Origin of the sequence: Pedobacter sp. AK013, assembly GCF_014205835.1 — a bacterium.
Taxonomy (GTDB): domain Bacteria; phylum Bacteroidota; class Bacteroidia; order Sphingobacteriales; family Sphingobacteriaceae; genus Pedobacter.
On record NZ_JACHCQ010000023.1, the window covers coordinates 75,725 to 99,268 of the forward strand.

Below are 23,544 nucleotides of genomic sequence, written 5' to 3' on the forward strand. Positions count from 1 at the left end.
TAAAGATAAAGAGAAATGAAAAATTCGTTTAAAATAATATTGGCAACCACAGGTTTATTACTTTCTTTAAATTCTTGTAAGAAAGATGCCTTAAATTTAAAGCCTACGAATGATGTAACTGCCGATGTAGTATATGCTACACCTGCAGGATATAAACAAGAACTGGTAAAATTGTACGCTACTTATGCATTAACCAGTCCAACAGGATCAGATAATAGCGATATTGGTGGCTTGAATGCTGGATTTGCAGATTTCTTTAGGTTATTCTGGACCTCCCAGGAGCTGGTAACCGATGAAGCAGTTTGTGCCTGGGGAGATACCGGTATTCCCGAATTAGACTACGCAACCTGGAATACCGATAATCAATTTTTAAGAGGTTTATATTCTAAAAGCATTCTGCAAATCACCATTTGCAATGAGTTTCTTCGCGAAAGTACACCAGAGAAGCTGGCGAGTCGGAATATTACCGGTGCCGATGCTTCAGCTGTTCAACGCTACCGTGCCGAAGCCCGTTTCTTAAGAGCATTTCAGTATTGGGTTTTATTAGATGGTTTCGGAAATCCCCCTTTTGTAACAGAAGAGGATGCAATTGGTAAAACCAATCCTAAGCAAATTCAAAGAGCAGCTTTGTTTGCTTATGTAGAATCAGAATTAAAAGCCATTGAAGGCGATTTGGCTGATCCTCGTACTAACGATTATGGTCGTGCGGATAAAGCTGCAGACTGGGCATTGTTAGCCAGATTATATTTGAATGCTCAGGTTTACACCGGAACAGCAAAATATACTGAAGCTATTACTTATTCAACTAAGGTTATCAACTCTGGTTATTTATTAAAAGCCAATTACAAAGATTTATTTTTAGCAGATAACAACTTAAATAATACAGAAAACATTTTAACCATCAATTATGATGGTGTAAGGGGAACAAACTACGGTGGAACTACCTTTTTAATTAATGCTGCAATTAATGCAGACATGAGTCCTGCATCATATGGAGTACCTTCAGGTGGTTGGGGTGGTAACAGGACCCGTCAGAATTTACCGGCATTATTTCCTGATCCTAATGGAACGGCAGATAAACGCGGTATATTTTTTGGTACAAAAAGCAATGTAGATGACATTGGAGTATTTACAGATGGATTAAGAGTAACCAAATTTAAAAACGTTACTTCAGGAGGAGTTACACCTGCATCGTTAAACGGAACGTTCAGTTCATTAGATTTTGCATTATTCCGTTTGGCAGAGCAATACTTAATTTATGGTGAAGCCGTAATGCGTGGTGGTTCAGGTGGTAGTACTGCACAAGCACTTATATATGTGAATAATTTACGTCGCCGTGCTTACGGTAACAACAGTGGCGATGTAAGTACCCTATCGGTAGATTTCTTTTTAGATGAGCGTGCCCGCGAATTGTATTGGGAAGGACACCGCCGTACCGATTTAATCCGCTATGGTAAATTTACCGGGGCTTCTTATTTATGGCCATTCAAAGGTGGTGTTAAAGCAGGAGCAAGTTTACCCGCTTACCGTAACTTATATCCAATTCCGACAGCAGATTTAATTGCTAATCCGAATTTGGTTCAAAACACAGGTTATTAATCTTAATATTTTATAAAGATGAAATCAATATTCTTTAAATCCTTAGCTCTTAGCTTTATCGCGCTATCGCTATGGTCATGCAAAAAAGACGAAACCCGTGCCATAGCCAATGCAGGTACCGGAGGTTCTTTAAAAAGTTCGGCTACGTCGGTAGTTTTGGACAAAAGCATGCTCACCACCAATGTGATTACTTTTACCTTAACCAATGCTAATTTTGGTTATCAGGCAGCTGTAACCAATACCTTACAACTGTCTCCTAAAGGGGCAAATTTTGCAGCAGATAAAACAAAAGAAGTAATTATTGATGCAAATGTGACCACTAAAAGTTACAATGGATTGGATTTTAATAACTTACTGCTTTCTTTAAATTTATCTACCGCTGTAAATTCTGATGTAGAAATCAGGGTAAAAGCGGCCATCTCTAATGCGGTAGCTCCGGTTTACAGCAATGTTGTTTCTATAAGTGCAAAGCCATTTCCTTTAACTTCATGGGTATATGTGCCTGGAGCATATCAAGGATGGAACCCGGCAACAGCCGACAGTTTAGTTTCCATCACTGGAAATGGCATTTATACCGGAATTATTAAGTTCGATGGTGGTAATTTTAAAGTTACTCCAGCCAAAAAATGGGACGTAGCTTATGGCGATGCCGGAGGTGGTAAACTCAGCACTTCAGGTGGCGATATCAGTTCCGTTTCGGCAGGTTTTAAACTGTTAACTGTTGATCTTAATGCGAATGTCTATACCATAGCCAATGCAGATTACTGGTCGATTATTGGTAATGCAATTCCCGGAAGTAACTGGTCTGTTGATACCGACCTAAGCCCGGTAAATGATGGCAAAAATACATGGATTGGAACAGTTGCTTTAACTCCAGGTGCCTTTAAGTTCAGAAGAAATCACGATTGGGGAACCAGTATTGGTGATGGTGGTGCAGATATTAATGTTACTGTTGCCGGTACATATAAGCTAACCTTAACACTTAATGCCGATGGTAAAACAGGTGCTTTCACCATGGTTAAAATTTAATCATTAACTAAACTATTCCTGCAGAAATCTTTTGATCTCTGCAGGATTTTTAAAAACATTAAAAAGTTTTAGCATGATAAAATCTTCTGCCCCTGCTACGTTTCTTTCCGTTATTCATTCTCCTTTTAATGCTCAAACTAAAATCCACGTAAATGCGCGGGGATTAAAAAAAATGCTGCTTATCCTTATTGTACTGTTTAACAGTATCAATCTCTTTGCCCAAAAGCTAGAGCGTGTAGAACCGATGTTCTGGTACGTGGGGATGCAAAATCCTAAGTTGCAATTATTGGTTCATGGCGAAAACATTGCTTCAAGCTCGGTTTCATTAACTTATTCAGGGGTAAAACTCGTAAAGGTTAACAAAGTTGAAAACCCGAATTATTTATTTCTCGATTTAACACTTGCCGCTACAGTAAAATCCGGAAGTTTCCCGATTAATTTTTCTGTAAACGGCAAAAAGATATTCAGTTACACCTACGAATTAAAAAACCGCGATAAAAGTACGGGCAGAATTCAGGGCGTAACCAACAAAGATTTTATTTATTTGCTGATGCCCGATCGTTTTTCGAACGGCGATAAAAGCAACGATGTGGTGCAAGGTTTAACCGAAACCGCGTTAAACCGCGATAGCATGTACTATCGCCATGGCGGTGATATTCAGGGGGTAATTAACCACCTCGATTACCTGAAGGATTTAGGGGTGACCACAGTTTGGATGACCCCAGAGGTAGAAAATGACATGCCGCAAGCTTCTTATCACGGCTACGCGGTAACCGATCATTATAAAATTGATCCCCGCTATGGAACAAATGCACTTTACAAAAAGTATGTCGAGATTGCCCATGCCAAAGGATTAAAGGTAATTAAAGATATTGTACACAACCACATTGGCACCCAACATTGGTTTTATAAAGATTTACCAATGAAAAGCTGGTTAAACCAATGGCCAAAATACACCCAAACCAGTTACCGCGATCAGACCATAATGGATATACACGCATCCGCGGCCGATCGTAAACAGATGTTAGATGGCTGGTTTGTACCTTCAATGCCAGATTTAAACCAAACCAATCCATATGTGCAGAATTATCTGACCCAAAACCACATCTGGTGGATCGAATATGCTGGTATTGATGGTTTACGCTTGGATACTTACGGATATAACGATCCGGTTTATATGGCCGATTGGGCTTTAAAAGTTCAGGCAGAATTTCCGCACTTATCAGTTTTTGGCGAAACATTGGTAACCGCAGTGGCGAATCAGGCTTTTTTTACAGGTGGCAATACCGTTAACCGCGGTTTTGATACCCATTTGCAAGGCATTACCGATGCCACTTTAAAAGATGCGATTTACGAAGGGATAAACGGAAAAAATGGTTGGGTAGACGGAATCAACCGTTTGTATGCCACCTTAGCGCACGATTTTCTTTATAAAAACCCAAATACCAACTGCATCTTTTTGGATAACCACGATATGAGCCGCTTCTACTCGATGGTTGGCGAAGATTTCGATAAATATAAAATGGGAATAAGCATCCTGTTAACCATGCGCGGCATTCCTGAAATGTATTACGGAACAGAAATTTTAATGAAAAACTTTTCCAATCCAGATGGACTGATCCGTTCCGATTTTCCTGGTGGTTGGGAGGGCGACAAAAAAGATAAATTTGTTGCCAGTGGCCGTACGGATAAAGAAAATGAGGCCTTTAACTTTGTTAAAACCTTAGCCAATTTCCGCAAAAGCAGCGCTGCATTGCAAACCGGTAAATTGATGCAATTTGTGCCGCAAGATGATATTTATGTTTATTTCCGCTACAATACCGAACCAAAAGGCACCGTAATGGTTATTGTAAATAACACTGAAAAAGAAAAAACATTAAATACCGATCGTTTCGCCGAAAGAACAACAGGAATTACAAGCGCTAAAAATGTAATCACAAGCGAAAATATCGATTTCAAAAACATTAAAGTACCTGGCAAAACAACGTTGGTGCTTGAGTTAAGATAGAAAAGGTAAGAGGTTGAGGGGGTAAGGTATAGGGTTTATATTTTGCTACTAGATACTATAGTCTTGATACTCAATGCTCCCTGCTTGATACGCTCTACTCGATAATAAAAAAAATAACAATGATGCAAGATAATAATCATACAGAACCTTCCACCTTCCACCTTCCTCCATCTGCCTCAATAAAGGCCTGTCTTTTTGATCTTGATGGCGTACTTGTAGATACCGCGGTTTACCATTATAAAGCTTGGAAACGCTTGGCCAATACCATGGGTTTCGATTTTACAGAAGAGCAGAATGAACAGTTGAAAGGTGTTAGCCGAGTAGAAAGTTTAAATAAGATTCTCGACTGGGGAGGAATAGAGAAAACCGATGCAGAAAAAGAAGAACTGGCGACATTGAAAAACAGCTGGTATGTAGATATGATTACCAAAATGACACCAGCAGAAGTTTTGCCCGGTACGGTTGATTTCTTAACCGCGATTCACAAAGCGGGTTACAAATTGGCTTTAGGCTCGGCGAGTAAAAATTCAGGCATCATTTTAGAAAAAACAGATCTTGCTCGTTTCTTCGATGAAATAGTTGACGGAAACATGGTTACCAAATCAAAACCCGATCCTGAAGTATTTTTAAAAGGAGCCGAACTTCTAGGCTTTAAACCTGATGAATGTGTGGTTTTTGAAGATGCGGTTGCAGGAGTAGAAGCTGCAAAAAGAGGTGGAATGAAAGCCATCGGTATAGGCGAAAAAAGCGTGCTTACCGAAGCTGATAAGGTAGTAAGCGGATTAGACAAATTAACAGTTAAAGACTTAGAAGAGTTGTAAAGGAGTAGCAAGTATTAAGTAGTCAGTATCAAGTGGTGAATTTATCTTGATACCCGATACTAATACTTGATACAAGTAACTCCCTACTTGATACTAGATATGAAAAATTACATTAAAGCAGATGAGTGGAATATTATCGAAGAAGGCTTTGATCCACATTTAAATAAAATTTCGGAAAGTATTTTCAGTTTGGGTAATGGCCGTATGGGCCAGCGCGCTAATTTTGAAGAGACTTATACCGGAGAAACCCTACCGGGGAATTACGTTGCAGGTGTTTATTATCCAGATAAAACCCGTGTGGGATGGTGGAAAAACGGGTATCCCGAATATTTTGCAAAAGTATTAAATGCTGCAAACTGGGTAGGTATTGAAGTAAAGCTAGACGATGAAATTCTTGATTTAGCAACAGCGGAGGTAAGTGATTTTAAACGTGTGCTGAACATGCATGCCGGATATTTAGAGCGGACCTTTACAGCGAAATTAAAAAGCGGTAAAACCTTAAAAGTTAAATCGACCCGTTTTTGCAGCATTGCCGATGATGAGGTTGGTGCCATCCGTTATAGTATTACACCATTAAATTGCGATGGCAGATTAACATTAATACCTTTTATTGATGGCGATGTTAAAAATCAGGACAGCAACTACGACGAAAAATTCTGGGATAAAGTTTCAGATGAAATTACTGGAAATGAGGTTTATATTAAACTTAGGACAAAGAAAACAGAATTTGAAGTTTGTACAGGGAGTAATATTGCGCTGTATAAAAATGAGGAGAAATTAGATATCAGTCCGGATGCAGTTCGAAAAGAGAAATTTGTTGGACAAACTTTTTCTCTTGATCTAAAAGCAAATGAAGAGATTACGCTCGTTAAAATTGCCGCGAATTTATCCTCAGAAAATTACCCAAAAGAGTCACTTTTAAAAGAAACAAAATCGGTAATTGCTAAAGCATCTGCCAAGGGGTTTGATACTTTGTTAAAAGAACAAGGCGAAGCATGGGCAACGAAATGGGAAGAAAGCGACATCGTTATTGAAGGTGATGTTTCGGCTCAACAAGCTATCCGATTTAATATCTTTCAGCTTTTTCAAACTTATACCGGTAAAGACGACCGATTAAACATTGGTCCGAAAGGTTTTACGGGCGAAAAATACGGTGGCTCAACCTATTGGGATACTGAGGCCTATTGTGTGCCTTTTTACCTGGCAACAGCTCCACAGGAAGTAAGTAAAAACTTGTTGGTATATCGCCACAAACAATTGGGTAAAGCGATTGAAAATGCAGCAAAATTAGGCTTTACAGCTGGTGCCGCACTGTACCCAATGGTAACGATGAACGGTGAAGAATGCCACAATGAGTGGGAAATTACCTTCGAAGAGATCCACCGCAATGGAGCCATTGCCTTTGCCATTTTTAATTATATCCGTTATACTGGCGATGAAAGTTATCTTTCTGATTTCGGTTTAGAAGTATTGATCGGTATCGCCCGTTTCTGGAAACAGCGTGTTAACTGGAGCAACGATAAACAGCAATATGTAATGCTTGGCGTAACGGGGCCGAATGAATACGAAAACAACGTAAACAACAATTGGTACACCAATATTCTGGCAACATGGTGTATGAAATATGCAACCGAAGCAGCCGAAATTGTAAAAATACAGCAACCTGAAAAATACTATAGTTTGTTAAAAAACTTAAATTTCGATCAAAAGGAATTTGCTGATTGGGCCGATATCATCGAGAAAATGTATTATCCACAAGATGAAAAATTGGGTATTTTCTTACAACAGGATGGATATTTAGATAAAGAACAAACTTTAGTAAAAGATCTGCCTGCAAGCGAAAGACCAATTAACCAGAAATGGAGCTGGGACAGGATTTTACGTTCGTGTTTTATTAAACAGGCCGATGTTTTACAGGGTTTATATTTCTTTGAAGAAAATTACGATCTGGATACATTAAAACGCAACTTCGATTTTTATGAGCCTCGTACTGTGCACGAAAGTTCATTGTCGCCTTGCGTACATAGTATTTTGGCCGCAAAATTAAACGACGAAGCCCGTGCTTACGAATTTTATTTACGTACCGCCCGTTTAGACTTAGATGATTATAACAACGATACCGAAGATGGTTTGCACATCACTTCTATGGCCGGTACCTGGATGAGTGTGGTAGAAGGTTTTGCAGGCATGCGTGTACGCGATGGTAAACTGCAGTTTAATCCTTTCTTGCCAGGCAAATGGAAGTCTTTCTCGTTTACCGTCGGCTTCAGGGGAGCTACCTTAAAGGTTAATATTACCGAAAGCGGTATCAGTATTAAAAACAATGCAACCATTGATTTAGAAATCGGTATCAGAAATCAGGTCTATAAATTGGGAGGAAATACCGAAATTGAAGTGAACAATGCAGCGTTCGTATGAGAAAGGTAGAGGGTTTAAAGGTTGAAGGTAGTGGGTTAAAATCTCAATCTTCCATCATTGGAAAAAGCTTTTCGACTCTATTTTTGTCCCTCTTGGGAGGGGGCAGGGGGAAGACCTGCGTATTGTATGTTTTCTTTTTACTATTTTCACTGCCATCCTTTGCACAAAAACAGCGTACAAAAATGAACGATAAGCAGATCGTTATTTACCAGTTATTGCCCCGCTTATTTGGGAATAAAAATACAACTAATGCCCCTTACGGAACCATCGAGCAAAATGGTTCCGGTAAGTTTAACGATATTACCGAAAAAGCTTTAGATGGCATAAAAGAACTCCATGTAAACTATATTTGGTACACCGGAGCACTCGCCCATGCGAGCTTAACCGATTATTCTGCGTATGGAATTAAACCGGATGATGCTGATGTGGTAAAGGGTAGAGCAGGTTCGCCTTATGCCATCCGCGATTATTACGATGTAGATCCAGATCTGGCTGTTGATGTTAAAAACAGAATGAAAGAGTTTGAAGCACTTGTGAAAAGAACACATGCTAAAAACTTAAAAGTGCTGATCGATTTTGTTCCCAATCATGTGGCCAGAAGCTACCATTCTTATGCAAAACCAAAAAATGCAATCGATTTTGGTGCCAAGGATGATGTGAGCAAAGCTTTTAGTCCTAAAAACGATTTTTATTACATTCCAGGGCAACATTTTGTGGTTCCGGCTGGTGGACAAAAAACGCCACTTTCTACCATTCAGGATGATCAGTTTAATGAAACCCCCGCTAAGGCTACAGGGAATAATGTTTTCTCAGCCTCTCCTAAATACGACGATTGGTACGAAACCATTAAGTTGAATTATGGCATAGATTATCAGAACGGTGAAAAGCAATATTTTGATCCCATTCCATCCGTTTGGCTAAAAATGCGTGATATTTTAACCTACTGGACTAATAAGGGGGTAGATGGCTTTAGATGTGATATGGCCGAAATGGTGCCTATTGCTTTTTGGAACTGGGTAATTCCACAGGTTAAAAAAGTGAATCCTGATTTAATTTTTATCGGAGAAGCCTACAACCCAAAAGTTTACAGTCAATATTTAGATGAAGGCAAGTTCGATTACCTCTATGATAAAGTTGGTTTATACGATGGACTTAAAAAACTGATCAGAAATGAGCCAACCGCAGATGTAGCAGCGATTAAACACGTGTGGCAGGTAGAGAGTGCGGGTTTTGGCAAACACATGTTGCGTTTTTTAGAAAACCATGATGAAGAACGGATTGCTTCTGCCGGCTTTGCAGGCAGGGCTGAACTGGCTTTACCAGCGATGGTTGTTTCAGCAACATTGGGCTCAGGTCCGGTAATGCTTTATTTTGGTCAGGAAGTTGGCGAGCCAGGAAAAGGACAGGAAGGTTTTGGTGGAGATGATAACCGGACAACCATCTTCGATTATTGGGGTGTTCCAAAACACCAGAAATGGATGAATAACGGGGCTTTTGATGGCGGAAAGTTAAATGATGATCAGCTAAAACTTAGAACATTTTATAAACAATTATTAAAAGTTACCTCAACCAGCGATGCCGTAATGAACGGTGAGATTTATGAGGTGCCAGCTACAGGTAATATGAATAACCGTATGTATGCTTTTATCCGTTATTCGGGCAAACAGCGTTTATTGGTATTGGCCAATTTTGATCGGACACAAACCTTAATCGCCAATATCGAAATCCCCGATCAGATTTTAAAAGTTAAACATTCATCTCCGGTTACAGATCTGTTAACAGACAGAAAATTAAATATCCCGGCAGAAACAAGTATACCTGTAACAATTGCGCCGGTAAGTGCACAGGTGATAGCGTTTTAACCACTAGCGGTGCGTCAAGCGTCGTGCGGTTAGCGATTGAACATAATATAGTAATCAAAATATATCGCCTTGCGCCTTGCGCTAAGCGCTTAAACAAAAAAAAATGAGCTTAAAAACATTATTCGAGAACCCGAAATTAACACTCGTACAGATTATCAACATGAGTGTTGGTTTTTTTGGTATCCAGTTCGGTTGGGATTTACAGCGCGCAAACATGGGCCGCATTTACGAAAACCTTGGTGCCAATCCAGATCAGGTTCCATTATTGTTTTTAGCAGCTCCCTTAACGGGTTTATTGGTACAGCCAATTATTGGTTATCTCAGCGATCGTACCTGGCACCCAAAATGGGGTAGAAGAAGGCCTTATTTTATGATTGGCGCCTTGGTGAGTAGTATAGCGCTAATTTTTATGCCACATAGTAGCGCCTTATGGATGGCGGCGGGTTTGCTTTGGATCCTGGATGTTTTTGGAAATATTGCCATGGAACCTTTCCGCGCTTTTGTTACCGATAAATTGCCCGATAGCCAGGTTAACCGGGGGTTTATTATGCAGAGTATGATGATTGGTTTAGGCGGTAGTGTGGCCTCGGCCTTACCGTGGATTATGAACAATGTATTCCATTTAACCAACACCGCAGAACAAGGAAGTATTCCAGAAAACGTAAAGTTTTCTTTTTATATAGGGGCTTTTTTCTTCTTCGCCGCTGTATTATGGACGGTACTTACCACTAAAGAATACCCACCTCAGGATGTAGATTTTAAAGAAAAAGTAAAAGAAAGCAATAAAGGTTTTGGTGGTGGTGCAAGGGAAATTTTTTCTGCCCTGAGGAATATGCCTAAAAGAATGCAGATTGTTTCTTTGGTTCAGTTTTTTACCTGGCCAGGTTTGTTTTTAATGTGGTTCTATTATACTACGGCTGTTGCTGTTAATGTTTTTGGTGGTAAAGATGCTGCTGATCCGGTTTATGCACAAGGCGCAGATTTTGGTAGTTTAACACTCGCTTATTACAGCGTAATTACTTTTCTATTTGCATTGGTGTTACCAAAAATTGCCGATGCATTGGGACGCAAAACCACACATGCCCTTTGTTTAATCTGTGGGGCCATCGGTTTAATCAGCGTAGCTTGGGTACATGATAAAAATATGCTGTATTTGTGTATGACAGGTGTGGGGATTGCCTGGGCCAGTATTCTTTCTATGCCATACGCCATGTTGAGCGGATCTTTACCCAAAGATAAAATCGGTATCTACATGGGCATCTTCAACTTTTTTATTGTATTGCCAGAGATTATTGCCTCCTTAGGTTTTGGTTGGTTAATGCGTAATGTACTCCATAACGATAGGCTTTTGGCAGTTCAACTGGGCGGTGGTTTAATGATTTTAGCTGCTGTAATCTGTTATGTATTTATCCGCGAACCAAAGAAAACAGACGAAATCTTGGCTTCAAAGCTTGGAGTAGAAGAAAATAGATCTGTATAAACTATTTCTTGGTCTGTGTTCCTTGGTCTGTGTCCCCACAGACCAATACGATATAAATAGGTCAATATAAGATCTCAATGGCCTGTGTCGTCACAGTTCATTAACGATATTATTGACGTGAATTAATAAAAAAACTCTAACCAAATGAAAAAAATTATCTACCTACTGCTATTGGTAACAGCGTTTAATACTGCCTGCAAAAAAGCATTAACAGACGCTGGCTTAGAACCAACGCCAACAAACCAAACAGCAGCCTTACCTGCGGGAGCTAAAGATGGTGTGGTATTTATCAACAACGGAACATCGGCTATTGTAAGCTTGTATGCACCCAATAAAAAATCAGTCGCGTTGATTGGTGAATTTAACGATTGGTCTACGACTACTTTACCCATGAAAAATACACCTGATGGAAATTATTGGTGGGTTCAGGTAGATAATTTAAATCCGACTACTGAATATGCCTATCAGTTTTATGTAGATGGAAACCTAAAGGTTGCGGATCCTTATTGCGAGAAAGTACTCGATCCTGATAACGATAAATACATTACTGCAGCAACGTACCCAAATTTAAAAGTCTATCCAACAGGTAAAACAACAGGAATTGTAAGTGTAATGCAGGCTAATCAGCAACTTTATACTTGGAAAAATGCCAGCTTTACCCGTCCAGCTAAAGATAACCTCGTAATTTACGAATTGCTCATCCGCGATTTTACCGCCGATCATAATTATGCATCAACTTTGGCCAAACTCGATTATTTAACGGGTTTGGGCATAAATGCAATTGAGTTAATGCCGGTAAATGAATTTGAAGGGAATTTAAGCTGGGGTTACAATCCATCATTTTATTTTGCGCCCGATAAATATTACGGTACCAAAACGGCTTTACAAAATTTTATCGATGAATGCCATGGCAGGGGTATTGCTGTGATTTTGGATATGGTTTTGAACCATTCTTTCGGACAATCGCCTATGGTACAATTGTATTTCGATGGTTCAAAACCTACTGCAAATAGCCCTTGGTTTAATGTTGATGCCAAACATCCTTTTAATGTGGGGTATGATTTTAACCATGAAAGCCAAGCCACCAAAAAATTCTCGAAAGATGTAATGAAATTTTGGATGCAACAATATAAAATTGATGGCTTCCGTTTCGATCTTTCGAAAGGTTTTACCCAAAAAGCATCAACCGATGATGCGCAGTTCAGGTTATACGATGCTGGCCGTATCGCCATCTGGAAAGACTATAATGGTTACATCAAAAGTTTAGATCCCAATTTTTATGTGATTTTAGAACATTTTACCGAAGAATCGGAAGAAAAGGTACTGGCAGACGATGGTATGATGCTTTGGAATAACCTGAACCGCGATATGAACGAGGCCACAATGGGCTGGTTGGGTGGATCTAATTTTCAATGGGGGTTTTATGCCAATCATGGTTTTACCAAATCTGATGGCCTGGTTACCTACGGCGAAAGTCATGATGAGGAGCGTTTGAACTATAAAAATATTACCTATGGAAATGCTTCAGGAAATTATACGATAATTGGGAATTTGGCCACCTCATTAAAAAGAGAAGAACTAGCAGCTGCCTTTCTGTTCAGCATTCCCGGACCAAAAATGATTTGGCAGTTTGGAGAACTGGGTTACGATATCAGCATCGATTTTAATGGAAGAACAGGTGAAAAACCGATTAAATGGGATTATTACACAGATGCGAACCGTAAAGCTTTGTACGATGCCTATGCTAAATTTATCAGGTTAAAAAAGAATAACAGCATTTTTAATTCAACAAACTCAAGTTATAACCTGGTTGGTGGAATCAAATATATCAAGTTAACCGAAGTGGCAAATACAGTTGTTGTGCTTGGTAATTTTGATGTAGTGAGCCAAGTCGCTAATATAGATTTCGGTTCATCAGGTACCTGGATTGATGCTGATGGAAGTAGTATTAACTTGTTATCAAATAGCTATAATAAAACTTTAGCACCGGGAGAATATCACATTTTTAGTAAAACAGCTTTAAAATAGAATTCAAACCTATTGTTTTTTTAAGCCTGACCGGTTTTTTGCAATGATCAAAATCTGCAGATAATAATCTTGTTGTTTTTAGTTAATATTGTGATAACAACTAACAATTTAATGGAGAACAAATTAGCGCATCACTTATTATGGGAACGATTACGGATTGGCGATAAAGATGCATTTTTTGATCTCTATACGGCACTTTATTATCCACTTGTAAATTTCGGGATCAGAGTTTGTGCCGATGCGGATACCGCTAGCGAAGCTACAGATCTTGTTTTTACCACCATTTGGGAAAAACATGAAAGCTTAACCCGTGTTGATCATGTTGAAGCCTACCTGCGTACCTTTCTTAAACGCAAACTGCTCAGAATATTAGAAAGAAAGCGTAAAATTAACGATGCGCTTTTTAATGCCGGGGCCGATGGCGATTGGATGGAAATGAGTTATGAAGAGTTTATTGTCAAGGTGCAAAGCGACGAACTGGTGCAGCATCAGCTCAAAAATGCATTGGAAAAACTCACCTTTAAGCAAAAACAGCTGATCCATTTAAAATTTTTTGAAGGTTTAAGTTATGAGCAGATTGCCGAACAAAGTAACCAGACTATAAAAACAGCCTATAATACCATTTACGATGCGCTTAAAATTCTGAGAAAAGAATTTAATACATAAAATCATTTACGAAGTTAGTGGGGGCTGTAAGGGAAACTTCGTAAATCTTAAGCATCTGGTAGGTTTAATAGTTAGTTTTTCTATGTTTTGAAAACGAACATTCCAGTCTCCGTATGTACTGTAGCCCCGTTATGCACTTCAATCTTTTTATTGCAATTTATCGATGCCAGCAATAAGTATAGTTTAATGCTGTTTTAAGCAATAAAAAGGATTTCCGTTACTACCGGGTTTAGGGAATTAGGGGGGGGGCTTGGCGGTTTACTGTCCTGCACCCTGCAACCTCTAATAGTAAAACAGCCTGAGCCACCTAAACCTGACAGGAGCGGGCACCGAACGCAGAGAGGTAAAGCGGATGGCAGGGCTGATACTTACCGAAAAGCTTCTGTAATTGCTTTTCGAAAAATAACAGGATATTTATTAATACAGCCAAACTTAACGCCTTTTAGACTTCGGAAGATGTATTTCTGCAAATTAAATTTCCTTATTCTGATGCTGTTCAGGGCATATATTCGGTCACATTAAAAAAAAGTTAAAATTTTCTTAGGAAAAAGTAAAGCTTTTGGGCACTGATATATAAAAGGCAAATTATAATGGTTGATAGAAGTAAATTCAATGCAGAAGATTTTCTTGTCGATAGCACTTTCCAGCAATATTGTGCTGGTACCGACAAGCTTTGCATTGGATATTGGGAAAAGTACATTAATGCCCACCCTGAGCAGGCTGCAGTAATTGCAGAAGCAAAAAAACTTTACGTGATATTGAGCGGGAATAAACGCCCATTGAATAAACAGTCTGAGATTTTAAGGGGAAGTATGTTTCCTGAAGAAAAAGCGGTTAAACTGAACCATTATTTATGGCTTAAAATTGCAGCAGCATTAGTTTTAGTGCTTGGCTCAGTGTTGGTTTATAACACATACTTTAAGCATAACAATACAGAAAATGCCGCACAGGAGGTTTATATCTTTACAACAAAAAGCGGTGAGCGTAAAAAAATTAAGCTTCAGGATGGAACAACAGTACTCTTAAATGCCAAAAGTTCTTTATCGGTTACCAAAGGTTTTAACGATCAATACAGAGAAGTAACCTTAACCGGTGAGGCTTTTTTTGATGTGTCCCACGATAAAAACAAACCTTTTAAAGTGCACACAACCGATTTTAACATCAATGTATTGGGTACCGCTTTTAATGTAAAGGCTTATCCTGATGAAACAACATCAGAAGCCACCTTAATCCGTGGCCTCATTACAATGGAAGGTGTAAATGGTAACGGCGGAACCATTACCTTAAAACCAAGTGAGAAAGTTACTTTTTACAAGGGTGTTGCTCAGCAGCAGAAAAGTAAATTACCTAAGCACGCCACCTTACAGCCCGAAATTACCATTAACCATTACACAAAGATTAAAGACAGCACCATTGTAGAAACAGCCTGGACACAGAACCGGATCGAAATTTATGATCAGGATTTTGATGAGATTAAGAATGTTTTAGAAAAATGGTATAACGTTGAAATTAAATTTACAGATCCTTCGATAGAAAAATACCGCTTTACGGCAACCATTACAAATGAAAGCATTGAAGAAGTTTTACATGCTTTAAAAGCAGCTGAAAATAATTTTAAATATGAGATAAAAGGAAAACAGGTAACCATCTCGAAATAGGAAGAAAAAGGACGGTGTTGGAGCACCGCCCTTAACAATTTCTCTTTTGATTAATTAATGGCAGTTTATGCGCAAACAGATTGCTGCCAAGAACTTTATGCAACCAAAAAAACAAAAATATGATTTATTATTACTTACTGCAAGGGCGCCCAAAATATAAGGCGCTTCTAAAATTCATTATGCTAATGAAACTAGCCTGTATTATGGTTTTCATTACCTGTCTTAATGTTTCGGCATCGGTTTTTTCTCAGGAAAAAATTTCTTTAGATGTTAAAAAAACAAAGTTAGCCAGGGTATTACAGATTATTGAGCAGCAAAGCAGTTACCATTTTGTTTACAGTTCTTCTTACGTTCCGGTAAATAAAGACGTAAGCATTACGGTAACCAATACTTTGGTTACGGATGTGCTGGCAGCCATTTTAAACAGAACCAACCTGAAATATTCTGTTTCTGAAGGTGGCTTAATCGTAATCAGCAAAAATAAAGAAGTACCTATTAGCGGAACCGTAAAAGATGCCCTTGGAGGGGCTTTACCTGGAGCAAGTGTGCGGGTTAAAGGAACCGGTATTGGCACTTCTACCGATATAAACGGAAAATTCGTCTTAAATGCCCCCGAAAATGCAGTTTTGGTGGTTTCTTATGCTGGTTTTCAGACCAGGGAAATCGCAATAGGTACGCAAAACAGTATTGATATCGTACTGGCAGATGACACCAAACAGCTTACCGATGTGGTGGTTACTGCTTTGGGTATCAAAAAAGAAAGAAGAGCATTAGGTTATTCGGTTACACAGGTAAGTGGCGAAACGTTAACGCAGGCCAGAGAAAATAATGTAGCCAATTCTTTAGTCGGTAAAGTAGCTGGTTTAGATATCAGTTCCACATCAGGCGGTGCTGGTGCAGCAACCAGCGTAACCATTCGCGGGGTTTCCAGCTTAAGCCAAACCAACCAGCCCTTATATGTAATTAATGGTGTACCGATGGAAAATAAACCGGTAGGTTTAAATAACCTAAATGCCAATGGCAACTCTGGTAGCCAATACGATAATGCACCAGATTTTGGGGATGCGGTTGGAAATTTAAATCCAGATGATATTGAAAGTATTTCAGTACTTAAAGGTGCTGCGGCTGCAGCTTTATATGGTTACCGTGCAAAAGCAGGAGTAATTCTGATCACTACAAAAAGCGGAAAGGGCAATAGCATCGAATTTAATACCAATTACGTTGCAGAGCAGGTAATGGACAGAACCAACTGGCAGTACGTTTACGGACAGGGCGCCAATGGTGTAAAGCCTACTGATGCCGCTGCTGCTGCACAGGTAGGTGGATCGAGCTGGGGTGCCAGATTAGATGGATCTAACGTGGTTCAGTTTGATGGGGTAAGCAGACCTTATACTGCACAGAAAAATAATATAGAAGATTTTTACCGTATCGGAGGCACATGGTCTAACACCCTGGCTCTGAATAAAAGTTTTGATGGCGGTTCCATCCGTTTATCTGCCAACGATGTTCACAATACTTCGGTTGTGCCTAATTCTGGCTTAAACAGACAATCTTTTAACCTGGTAGGTACCTTTAACCCAATTAAACGCTTAACCATTGATGCCCGCATGAATTACATTCTAGAGCAGGCTAAAAACAGGCCGATGGTATCAGATGGTGCAGGTAATGCCAATTATAATGTGGCTTTTTTACCAACCAGTGTAAGTGTAAAAAACCTCGATCCATGGAAAGATGCAAATGGAAATGAAATTCAGTATAATAAAGGCAATGCTTATGCAACCAATCCCTGGTTTGCGGCAAACGAATTTGTAAACAATACCAAACGCGACCGCTTGATCAGCTCTTTTAATGCCCGTTATACTTTTGATAATGGTTTGTTTTTACAAGGCCGTGCCGGTCGCGATTCTTATAACGATACCTATAAAAATGTAGTGCCTTCGGGTACAGCTTATTATGCTCCCGGTAAAATTGTAGAGCAGGCTACCAAATTTGCAGATGTTAACGTCGATGTATTAATCGGCAAGCCTTTTAAAGTAGACGAAGATTTCTCGATTACACCAAATATCGGTGGTAGCTACCGTAGAACAAGTATAACTCAAACGACCAATAGTGGCGCCGATTTTGCCGTAATGGGCGTTTATAATATTTTAAATGCTAAAAATAAATCAGTGGCTTATGTCGCATCCGAAGCCGAAACACAATCTGTATATGGTACTTTAGAACTCGCATATAAAGATATTTTGTATTTAACTGGTAGCGGACGTACCGACTGGTTTTCTACACTGGCAACTCCTGGTAAAGACAATAAGTTAAATGTGGTTTATCCTTCTATTAGCGGTTCATTTGTTTTTTCAGAACTTTGGAAACCATCATTTTTAAGCTTTGGTAAAGTTAGGGCAGGTTATGCAGTAGTTGGCCAGGCCACTGATCCTTATCAAACTTTGTTGACCTATAGTTTAAGAAGTGAAGTTTTAAACGGATTGCCGTTGGGTACCATTTCGAATGTAAATATTCCTAATTCTGCATTAAAGGCTTCAAAAGCATCAGAATTGGAGATTGGAACAGAAATGCGTTTCTTCGGAGACCGTTTAAACCTTGATTTTACCTGGTACAAAAAAATATCTAAAGATGAAATCACTTTTGTAACCACATCTACCTCAACTGGTTATAGTGGTGCGGTATTGAACTCGGGCAAAATAGAAAATAAAGGAGTAGAGCTGTTGCTGTCTGGTCAGGTGGTAAAAAACAAAGATTTTGTATGGACTTCTTCTTTAAACGGATCGTATAACGATAACAAAGTAATTTCGCTTGCAGATGGTGTGACTTCAAATCTTATTGCTACTTCAAGGTCGGGAGTTGGCTTTTTACAGAATATTCCGGGCAAAGCAGCCTCTCAGGTAATGGCTTATGATTATAAGTACGATGCATCGGGCAATATCATGCTCGGCGCAAACGGTGCACCCCAACGTGGAGATCTTGTTGCATATGGCTCTGCTTATAATAAATGGTTTGCTGGCTGGAATAACGAGTTTAATTATAAAGGGGCAACATTATCATTTTTGATTGATGGTAAATGGGGCGGGAAATTATTCTCTGCTACCGATTATTATGGCTATGTATTTGGGTTACATCAGGCCACACTTGAAAACCGTGAAGCTTTAGGAAATACTGCTGCAGCTTATTATCAGCTTTCTGCAGATAACGTATCAAATAAATTTGTACAGGATGCTAGTTTCATAAAGTTCAGGCAGATGACCCTGGGTTATAACTTTCCTGCCAAAATGTTCAATAACAAGATACATGGCTTAAATGTAAGTCTTGTTGGTCGAAATTTATTTATCCTAATGAAAAAGACGGATAATATTGACCCTGAATCGAGTTATAACGCCACTTTTCCGGGATTGGAACTGGGTGGTGTACCACCAGTTAGAACGTTTGGCATAAACCTTAGTGTTAAGCTTTAATTTTAAACAGACAGAACAATGAAAACAAACATATTAAAAAAATATAGCCTGTTACTTTGTATCGGCATGTTAATGATCTCGGGTTGTACCAAAAATTTCGAAGATATCAATACCAACCCTTCTGCGTATGGAGCAGCAACTTTTGATCCCAATTATACTTTAACTACTGCTCAGCTTACTTACACCGGGAGTATCGATTTCGCCTACGACACGTGGAGAGGAAACCTCATTTATTCATCAACCATGATGCAGGGACTTTCTACCGTGCTGAGTTATTGGGCAGGTGATAAATATTTACTTAACGAGGGTTATACCGCAGCATACTGGGGTAGCACAACTGTTGGGGCTTACGTAGAGCAGGTTAAACCGATTGTAGATATTGTTGAATTTACAAAAGGATCTCCTAAGTATAATAACGTTCGGCAGGTGGCCCGGTTATGGAAAGCACTGATCTTTGAACGCATTACAGATTTGTATGGCGATGCTCCTTATTCGGAAGCAGGACAAGGTTATTACACAGGTAATTTAGCACCTAAATATGATAAACAACAGGCAATTTATACCGATTTATTAAAAGAAGTAGAAGAAGCAACAAATGCATTGGATATTAATGGAGATAAGGTTACTGGAGATGCCATTTACAAAGGAGATATTAATAAATGGAAAAGGTTTGGAAATACATTATTGTTACGTATAGCCATGCGTTTAACCAAAGTAGATGAAAATACGGCTAAGGCCTACGCTCAAAAAGTTATTGGTAAAACAATGATTAGTAATGATGATAACGCGCTCGTTAAACATGATGTATCAGGTGCAAGAGTAACTCAGAACCGTAATAGTCAGGTACTGGCCGGAGATGGCGGACAAGAAAATTATTATGTGAAGTGGTCGCAAACATTTATTAATAAATTAAAAACAGCGAACGATCCACGTTTAGGGAAAGTTGCGGTTACAGGTCTTTATCTTGATGAAAACAGTAAAACACAAAATCCTAATTACAGTGCCGATCCGCTTTTACAAAAAGGAATGCCTAATGGAAAAGACCTGAGCGGTATAGCGGGCAGAGATGTTAGGCAAGATGCTTCTTATACAACTTTTGCTGCTTATTCATCACCAAACCCAGCAATGATTAAGAAAGACGGGGTAACTTTTATCTTAACCTATACCGAAAGTGAATTGTTATTGGCAGAAGCAGCCCAAAGATGGGCAATTGGCGGATCTGCAGCGGCCCACTATGCTAATGGTTTATCTGCTGGTATCACTTTCTTATCACAATACGATGCTAGCCTGGCAATATCGGGCACAATAGCCGATGCCTACGCTATCGCCAATCCATATATTCCAGCAAATGGATTAGAAATGATTAATACCCAATACTGGCTACATACATGTACCATGTTAGATTTTTACGAAACCTGGTCTAATTGGCGCAGATCAGGATTCCCGACACTAAGCCCCGTGGTTTACCCAGGAAATGCAACTAATGGAACTATTCCCCGCCGTTTCCCGTATCCAGTAGAAGAGGCAACGAAGAATGGGGTTAACTACAAGGCCGCCTCTGCAGCTGTACCAGGCGGAGATAATCTGACCGGTAGAGTTTGGTGGGATAAATAATTTATATCATCCCGGTTTTTACTGGCCGACATTGCTTATGCAGTGTCGGCTTTTTTGTTCCATTATTTTCTATCGTATTTTCATCAAACGTTTGCGCAAAACTTGCTTGAGTGTATAAAGAAGTTTAGTTTATCTTTAACGCATAAGCGCATCATCTTCAGCATAAAAAACTGCAATGTGTTTAATGTTATTATAATAATTCATCATTTACATATGAAAAGCATTTTATTTACTCTTGGTTTCATTATTGTCACTCAAGGTCTTTTATTTGGTCAAGCCGACAGCACTGTTATTCAATCGGTGCCTGATATTAAAGAAATAAAAGCTGGCGATAAGAAAGTTATTTTCCCCACAAGTCCCAAAGGTTATTTATTGGTATTCAAGGGAAGTAATTGCGAACCCATTATTGATGGATCTGGAAGCATAACTACCCCTTTGGTTGCAACAAATGTGAGCTTGTATTTCGAGTTGATCAGTCAATTAAGTGATTCGATAAAGTATGATGTGTCTAAACAGATCGCTGTTCCTGGAAAATTCTCTGATGGAGGTGTCAATCCACAGCCTTTTGTAATCCCTTCATTACGCGAATGGCACGGAGGTAAAGGCATTCTCTCTTTAACTACAGCAAGCAGAATTGTTTTAAACACAGCGAATGAAAAACAATTGAAGAACGCAGCAAGCATTTTAAAACAAGAGCTGAAAGATCTGTTGGGTTTTAACCTGTTAATTGCAAAAGGAAAGCCTAAGAAGGGTGATATTTTTTTAACGTTAAATGAAAAGGATAAAAGTATTGGCGAAGAAGGTTATTACTTTAATACAGATGAATATGTTGCCATTAGTGCCGTAAATTATCAGGGGCTGTTTTGGGGAACGAGAACTTTGCTGCAATTGTTGGAGCAGAAAAATGCTATTCCAAAAGGATCAGCAAGAGATTATCCAGAATTTAAAGTACGCGGTTTTGTGTTAGATGTGGGACGTAAGTTCTTTAGCCTGCAGTTTTTAAGGGATTATGTGAAGTTCATGTCTTATTATAAATTGAACGATTTTCAGATCCACTTAAATGATAACGGGTTTAAAAAATATTTCAACGATAATTGGACCGATACCTATTCGGCTTTCCGTTTAGAAAATACAACCTATCCGGGCTTAACCGCAAAAGATGGTTCCTATACCAAAAAGGAATTTATAGCGCTGCAACAGTTGGCTGATAAGTATGCAGTTCGTATTATTCCGGAAATTGATGCACCGGCACATGCACTGGCCTTTACCAAAGTGGTTCCCGAAATTGGCAGTAAGGCATATGGCATGGACCATCTTGATTTGCATAATCCACTTAGTTATACGGTTATGGAAAATGTATTTAAAGAGTATATTTCTGGCAGCACGCCGGTATTTACCGGTAAAGCGGTTCACATCGGTACAGATGAATATGCTAAAAAAGATGCAGAAGTTTTTAGGGCTTTTACCGATCGCATGATTAAATATGTAGAAGGTTTTGGAAAAGAGGTTAGACTTTGGGGAGCATTAACCCACGCAAAAGGTACTACTCCTGTAAAAGTAGAAAATGTAGTGATGAATACCTGGTATAACGGTTATGCCAACCCTGTTGAAATGAAGAAACTGGGCTATAAGCAAATCAGTACGCCAGATGGGTGGTTGTATATTGTACCTGCAGCTGGCTATTATTATGATTACCTGAATATTAAAAATCTTTATAACAAATGGACACCTTCTATGATAGGAAATGTTCAGTTTAAACCAGGCGATCCGACTATATTAGGTGGGTCTTTCGCGGTGTGGAACGATATTGTAGGCAATGGAATTACAGAAAAAGATGTACACGACAGGGTATTCCCTGCCATGCAGGTATTATCGCAAAAGATGTGGAGCGGCAGTAATACTACTTTAAAATTCGACGATTTTAATGTTTTAAGTAAAAAAATAGGAGAGGGCCCTTCGTTAAATATAAGTGGAAAGTTATCTAAAAACGATGCGCCATTTGCAACCCTGTTTAACTTTGATAAAAAGGATAGTCAAATTAAAACCACAGGAGCTGTTTACGCAGAAGGATATTCAAAGAATGCTCTATCATTTTCAGGGAAAAATAGTTATGCCCGGTTGCCATACACTGAAATAGGATATAATTATACCGTTTCGTTTTGGGTAAACCCTGCCAATAACAACTTGGATGGTGCAGTGTTATTCGAATCGCCTAACGCTACTGTAAAATTAAGACAAACAGGCTCTGGCAAACTTGGCTTTTCAAGAGAAGGTTACGATATTGATTTTGGATATGCTGTGCCTGAAAATAGTTGGACGCATGTGGTGATAACCGGAACCAATAAGGGCACCAGCCTTTATGTAAATGGTAAACTCGAAAAGCGATTATACGATAATTGGATCGTGTTTACAGATAAAGACAAAACAAAAGTCCGCAAATCGGAAACTTTATTTTTCCCACTTCAAACAGTAGGTGGATTTAAAGGAAAGTTAGACGAATTACAAATTTGGAACAAAGTCCTGTCAGACGAAGAGATTCTGGCCTTAAAATGATAAAAAAGAGTTAAACAATACCGCATCTCGATTAATTCAGTTTTTACCCGCCGACATTGCAATATGCTTGTCGGCTTTTTTATTCCCGGCATTTTGAATAACATTTTAAGCAAACGTTTGTGCTGTATCAGTTTGAGACTTTGTTTTCTTATGCTTAAACTATATTTAAACTGTAATATTAAACAGTCGCAGATATTTAATTTCGTTATTTTTTTAGATTTGGTATTCTGTTGTCAGTCAAACGTTTGCGCGTTTATTTGGATGAATATATCCTTCGTAAAGCATTATCTTTAATTATCAAGCTACTATATCTGGCCCGTAATTTAATGGTTATTCACTTTTAC

The 23,544-nt window shown here is 39.0% G+C and carries 13 protein-coding genes; all 13 read left to right on the forward strand.

Annotated features, from left to right (window positions below):
• The first annotated feature begins 15 nt into the window (after nucleotides 1–15).
• The 13 genes from HDC90_RS15860 (at nucleotide 16) to HDC90_RS15920 (ending at nucleotide 23,200) form a co-directional block, all read left to right on the forward strand.
• Nucleotides 16–1,599, forward strand: a complete 1,584-nt coding sequence (locus tag HDC90_RS15860; protein WP_184468043.1) for a RagB/SusD family nutrient uptake outer membrane protein — start codon at nucleotides 16–18, stop codon at nucleotides 1,597–1,599.
• Between the two features lie 18 nt (nucleotides 1,600–1,617).
• A complete protein-coding gene (locus tag HDC90_RS15865; RefSeq protein WP_184468044.1) occupies nucleotides 1,618–2,628 on the forward strand; it encodes a SusE domain-containing protein in 1,011 nt (336 codons plus the stop codon).
• A 73-nt stretch (nucleotides 2,629–2,701) separates the two neighbouring features.
• On the forward strand, nucleotides 2,702–4,636 hold the full coding sequence (locus HDC90_RS15870; protein ID WP_184468046.1) for a glycoside hydrolase family 13 protein: 1,935 nt from the start codon (nucleotides 2,702–2,704) through the stop codon (nucleotides 4,634–4,636).
• Between the two features lie 119 nt (nucleotides 4,637–4,755).
• On the forward strand, nucleotides 4,756–5,457 hold the full coding sequence (gene pgmB / locus HDC90_RS15875) for a beta-phosphoglucomutase (RefSeq protein ID WP_255497707.1): 702 nt from the start codon (nucleotides 4,756–4,758) through the stop codon (nucleotides 5,455–5,457).
• Between the two features lie 99 nt (nucleotides 5,458–5,556).
• Nucleotides 5,557–7,875: a glycoside hydrolase family 65 protein gene (locus HDC90_RS15880; RefSeq protein ID WP_184468048.1), complete on the forward strand. Its 2,319-nt coding sequence runs from the start codon at nucleotides 5,557–5,559 to the stop codon at nucleotides 7,873–7,875.
• Between the two features lie 182 nt (nucleotides 7,876–8,057).
• Complete coding sequence (locus HDC90_RS15885) at nucleotides 8,058–9,737, forward strand: alpha-amylase family protein (protein ID WP_184468049.1); 1,680 nt, start codon at nucleotides 8,058–8,060, stop codon at nucleotides 9,735–9,737.
• Nucleotides 9,738–9,840: 103 nt separating this feature from the next.
• The gene (locus tag HDC90_RS15890) at nucleotides 9,841–11,217 is read left to right on the forward strand and encodes an MFS transporter (protein ID WP_184468051.1); all 1,377 of its coding nucleotides are present in this window, start codon (nucleotides 9,841–9,843) and stop codon (nucleotides 11,215–11,217) included.
• Between the two features lie 144 nt (nucleotides 11,218–11,361).
• Nucleotides 11,362–13,245, forward strand: a complete 1,884-nt coding sequence (locus HDC90_RS15895) for an alpha-amylase family glycosyl hydrolase (RefSeq protein WP_184468053.1) — start codon at nucleotides 11,362–11,364, stop codon at nucleotides 13,243–13,245.
• Between the two features lie 111 nt (nucleotides 13,246–13,356).
• The gene (locus tag HDC90_RS15900; RefSeq protein ID WP_184468055.1) at nucleotides 13,357–13,911 is read left to right on the forward strand and encodes an RNA polymerase sigma factor; all 555 of its coding nucleotides are present in this window, start codon (nucleotides 13,357–13,359) and stop codon (nucleotides 13,909–13,911) included.
• Between the two features lie 590 nt (nucleotides 13,912–14,501).
• On the forward strand, nucleotides 14,502–15,569 hold the full coding sequence (locus tag HDC90_RS15905) for a FecR family protein (RefSeq protein WP_184468057.1): 1,068 nt from the start codon (nucleotides 14,502–14,504) through the stop codon (nucleotides 15,567–15,569).
• Between the two features lie 185 nt (nucleotides 15,570–15,754).
• Complete coding sequence (locus HDC90_RS15910; RefSeq protein ID WP_255497708.1) at nucleotides 15,755–19,033, forward strand: SusC/RagA family TonB-linked outer membrane protein; 3,279 nt, start codon at nucleotides 15,755–15,757, stop codon at nucleotides 19,031–19,033.
• A gap of 18 nt (nucleotides 19,034–19,051) precedes the next feature.
• Entirely contained in the window at nucleotides 19,052–20,647 is a 1,596-nt protein-coding gene (locus HDC90_RS15915) for a SusD/RagB family nutrient-binding outer membrane lipoprotein (RefSeq protein ID WP_184468061.1), read from the forward strand.
• Between the two features lie 213 nt (nucleotides 20,648–20,860).
• Nucleotides 20,861–23,200, forward strand: coding sequence for a family 20 glycosylhydrolase (locus HDC90_RS15920; RefSeq protein ID WP_184468063.1), 2,340 nt, complete (start codon nucleotides 20,861–20,863; stop codon nucleotides 23,198–23,200).
• Nucleotides 23,201–23,544 lie beyond the last annotated feature (344 nt).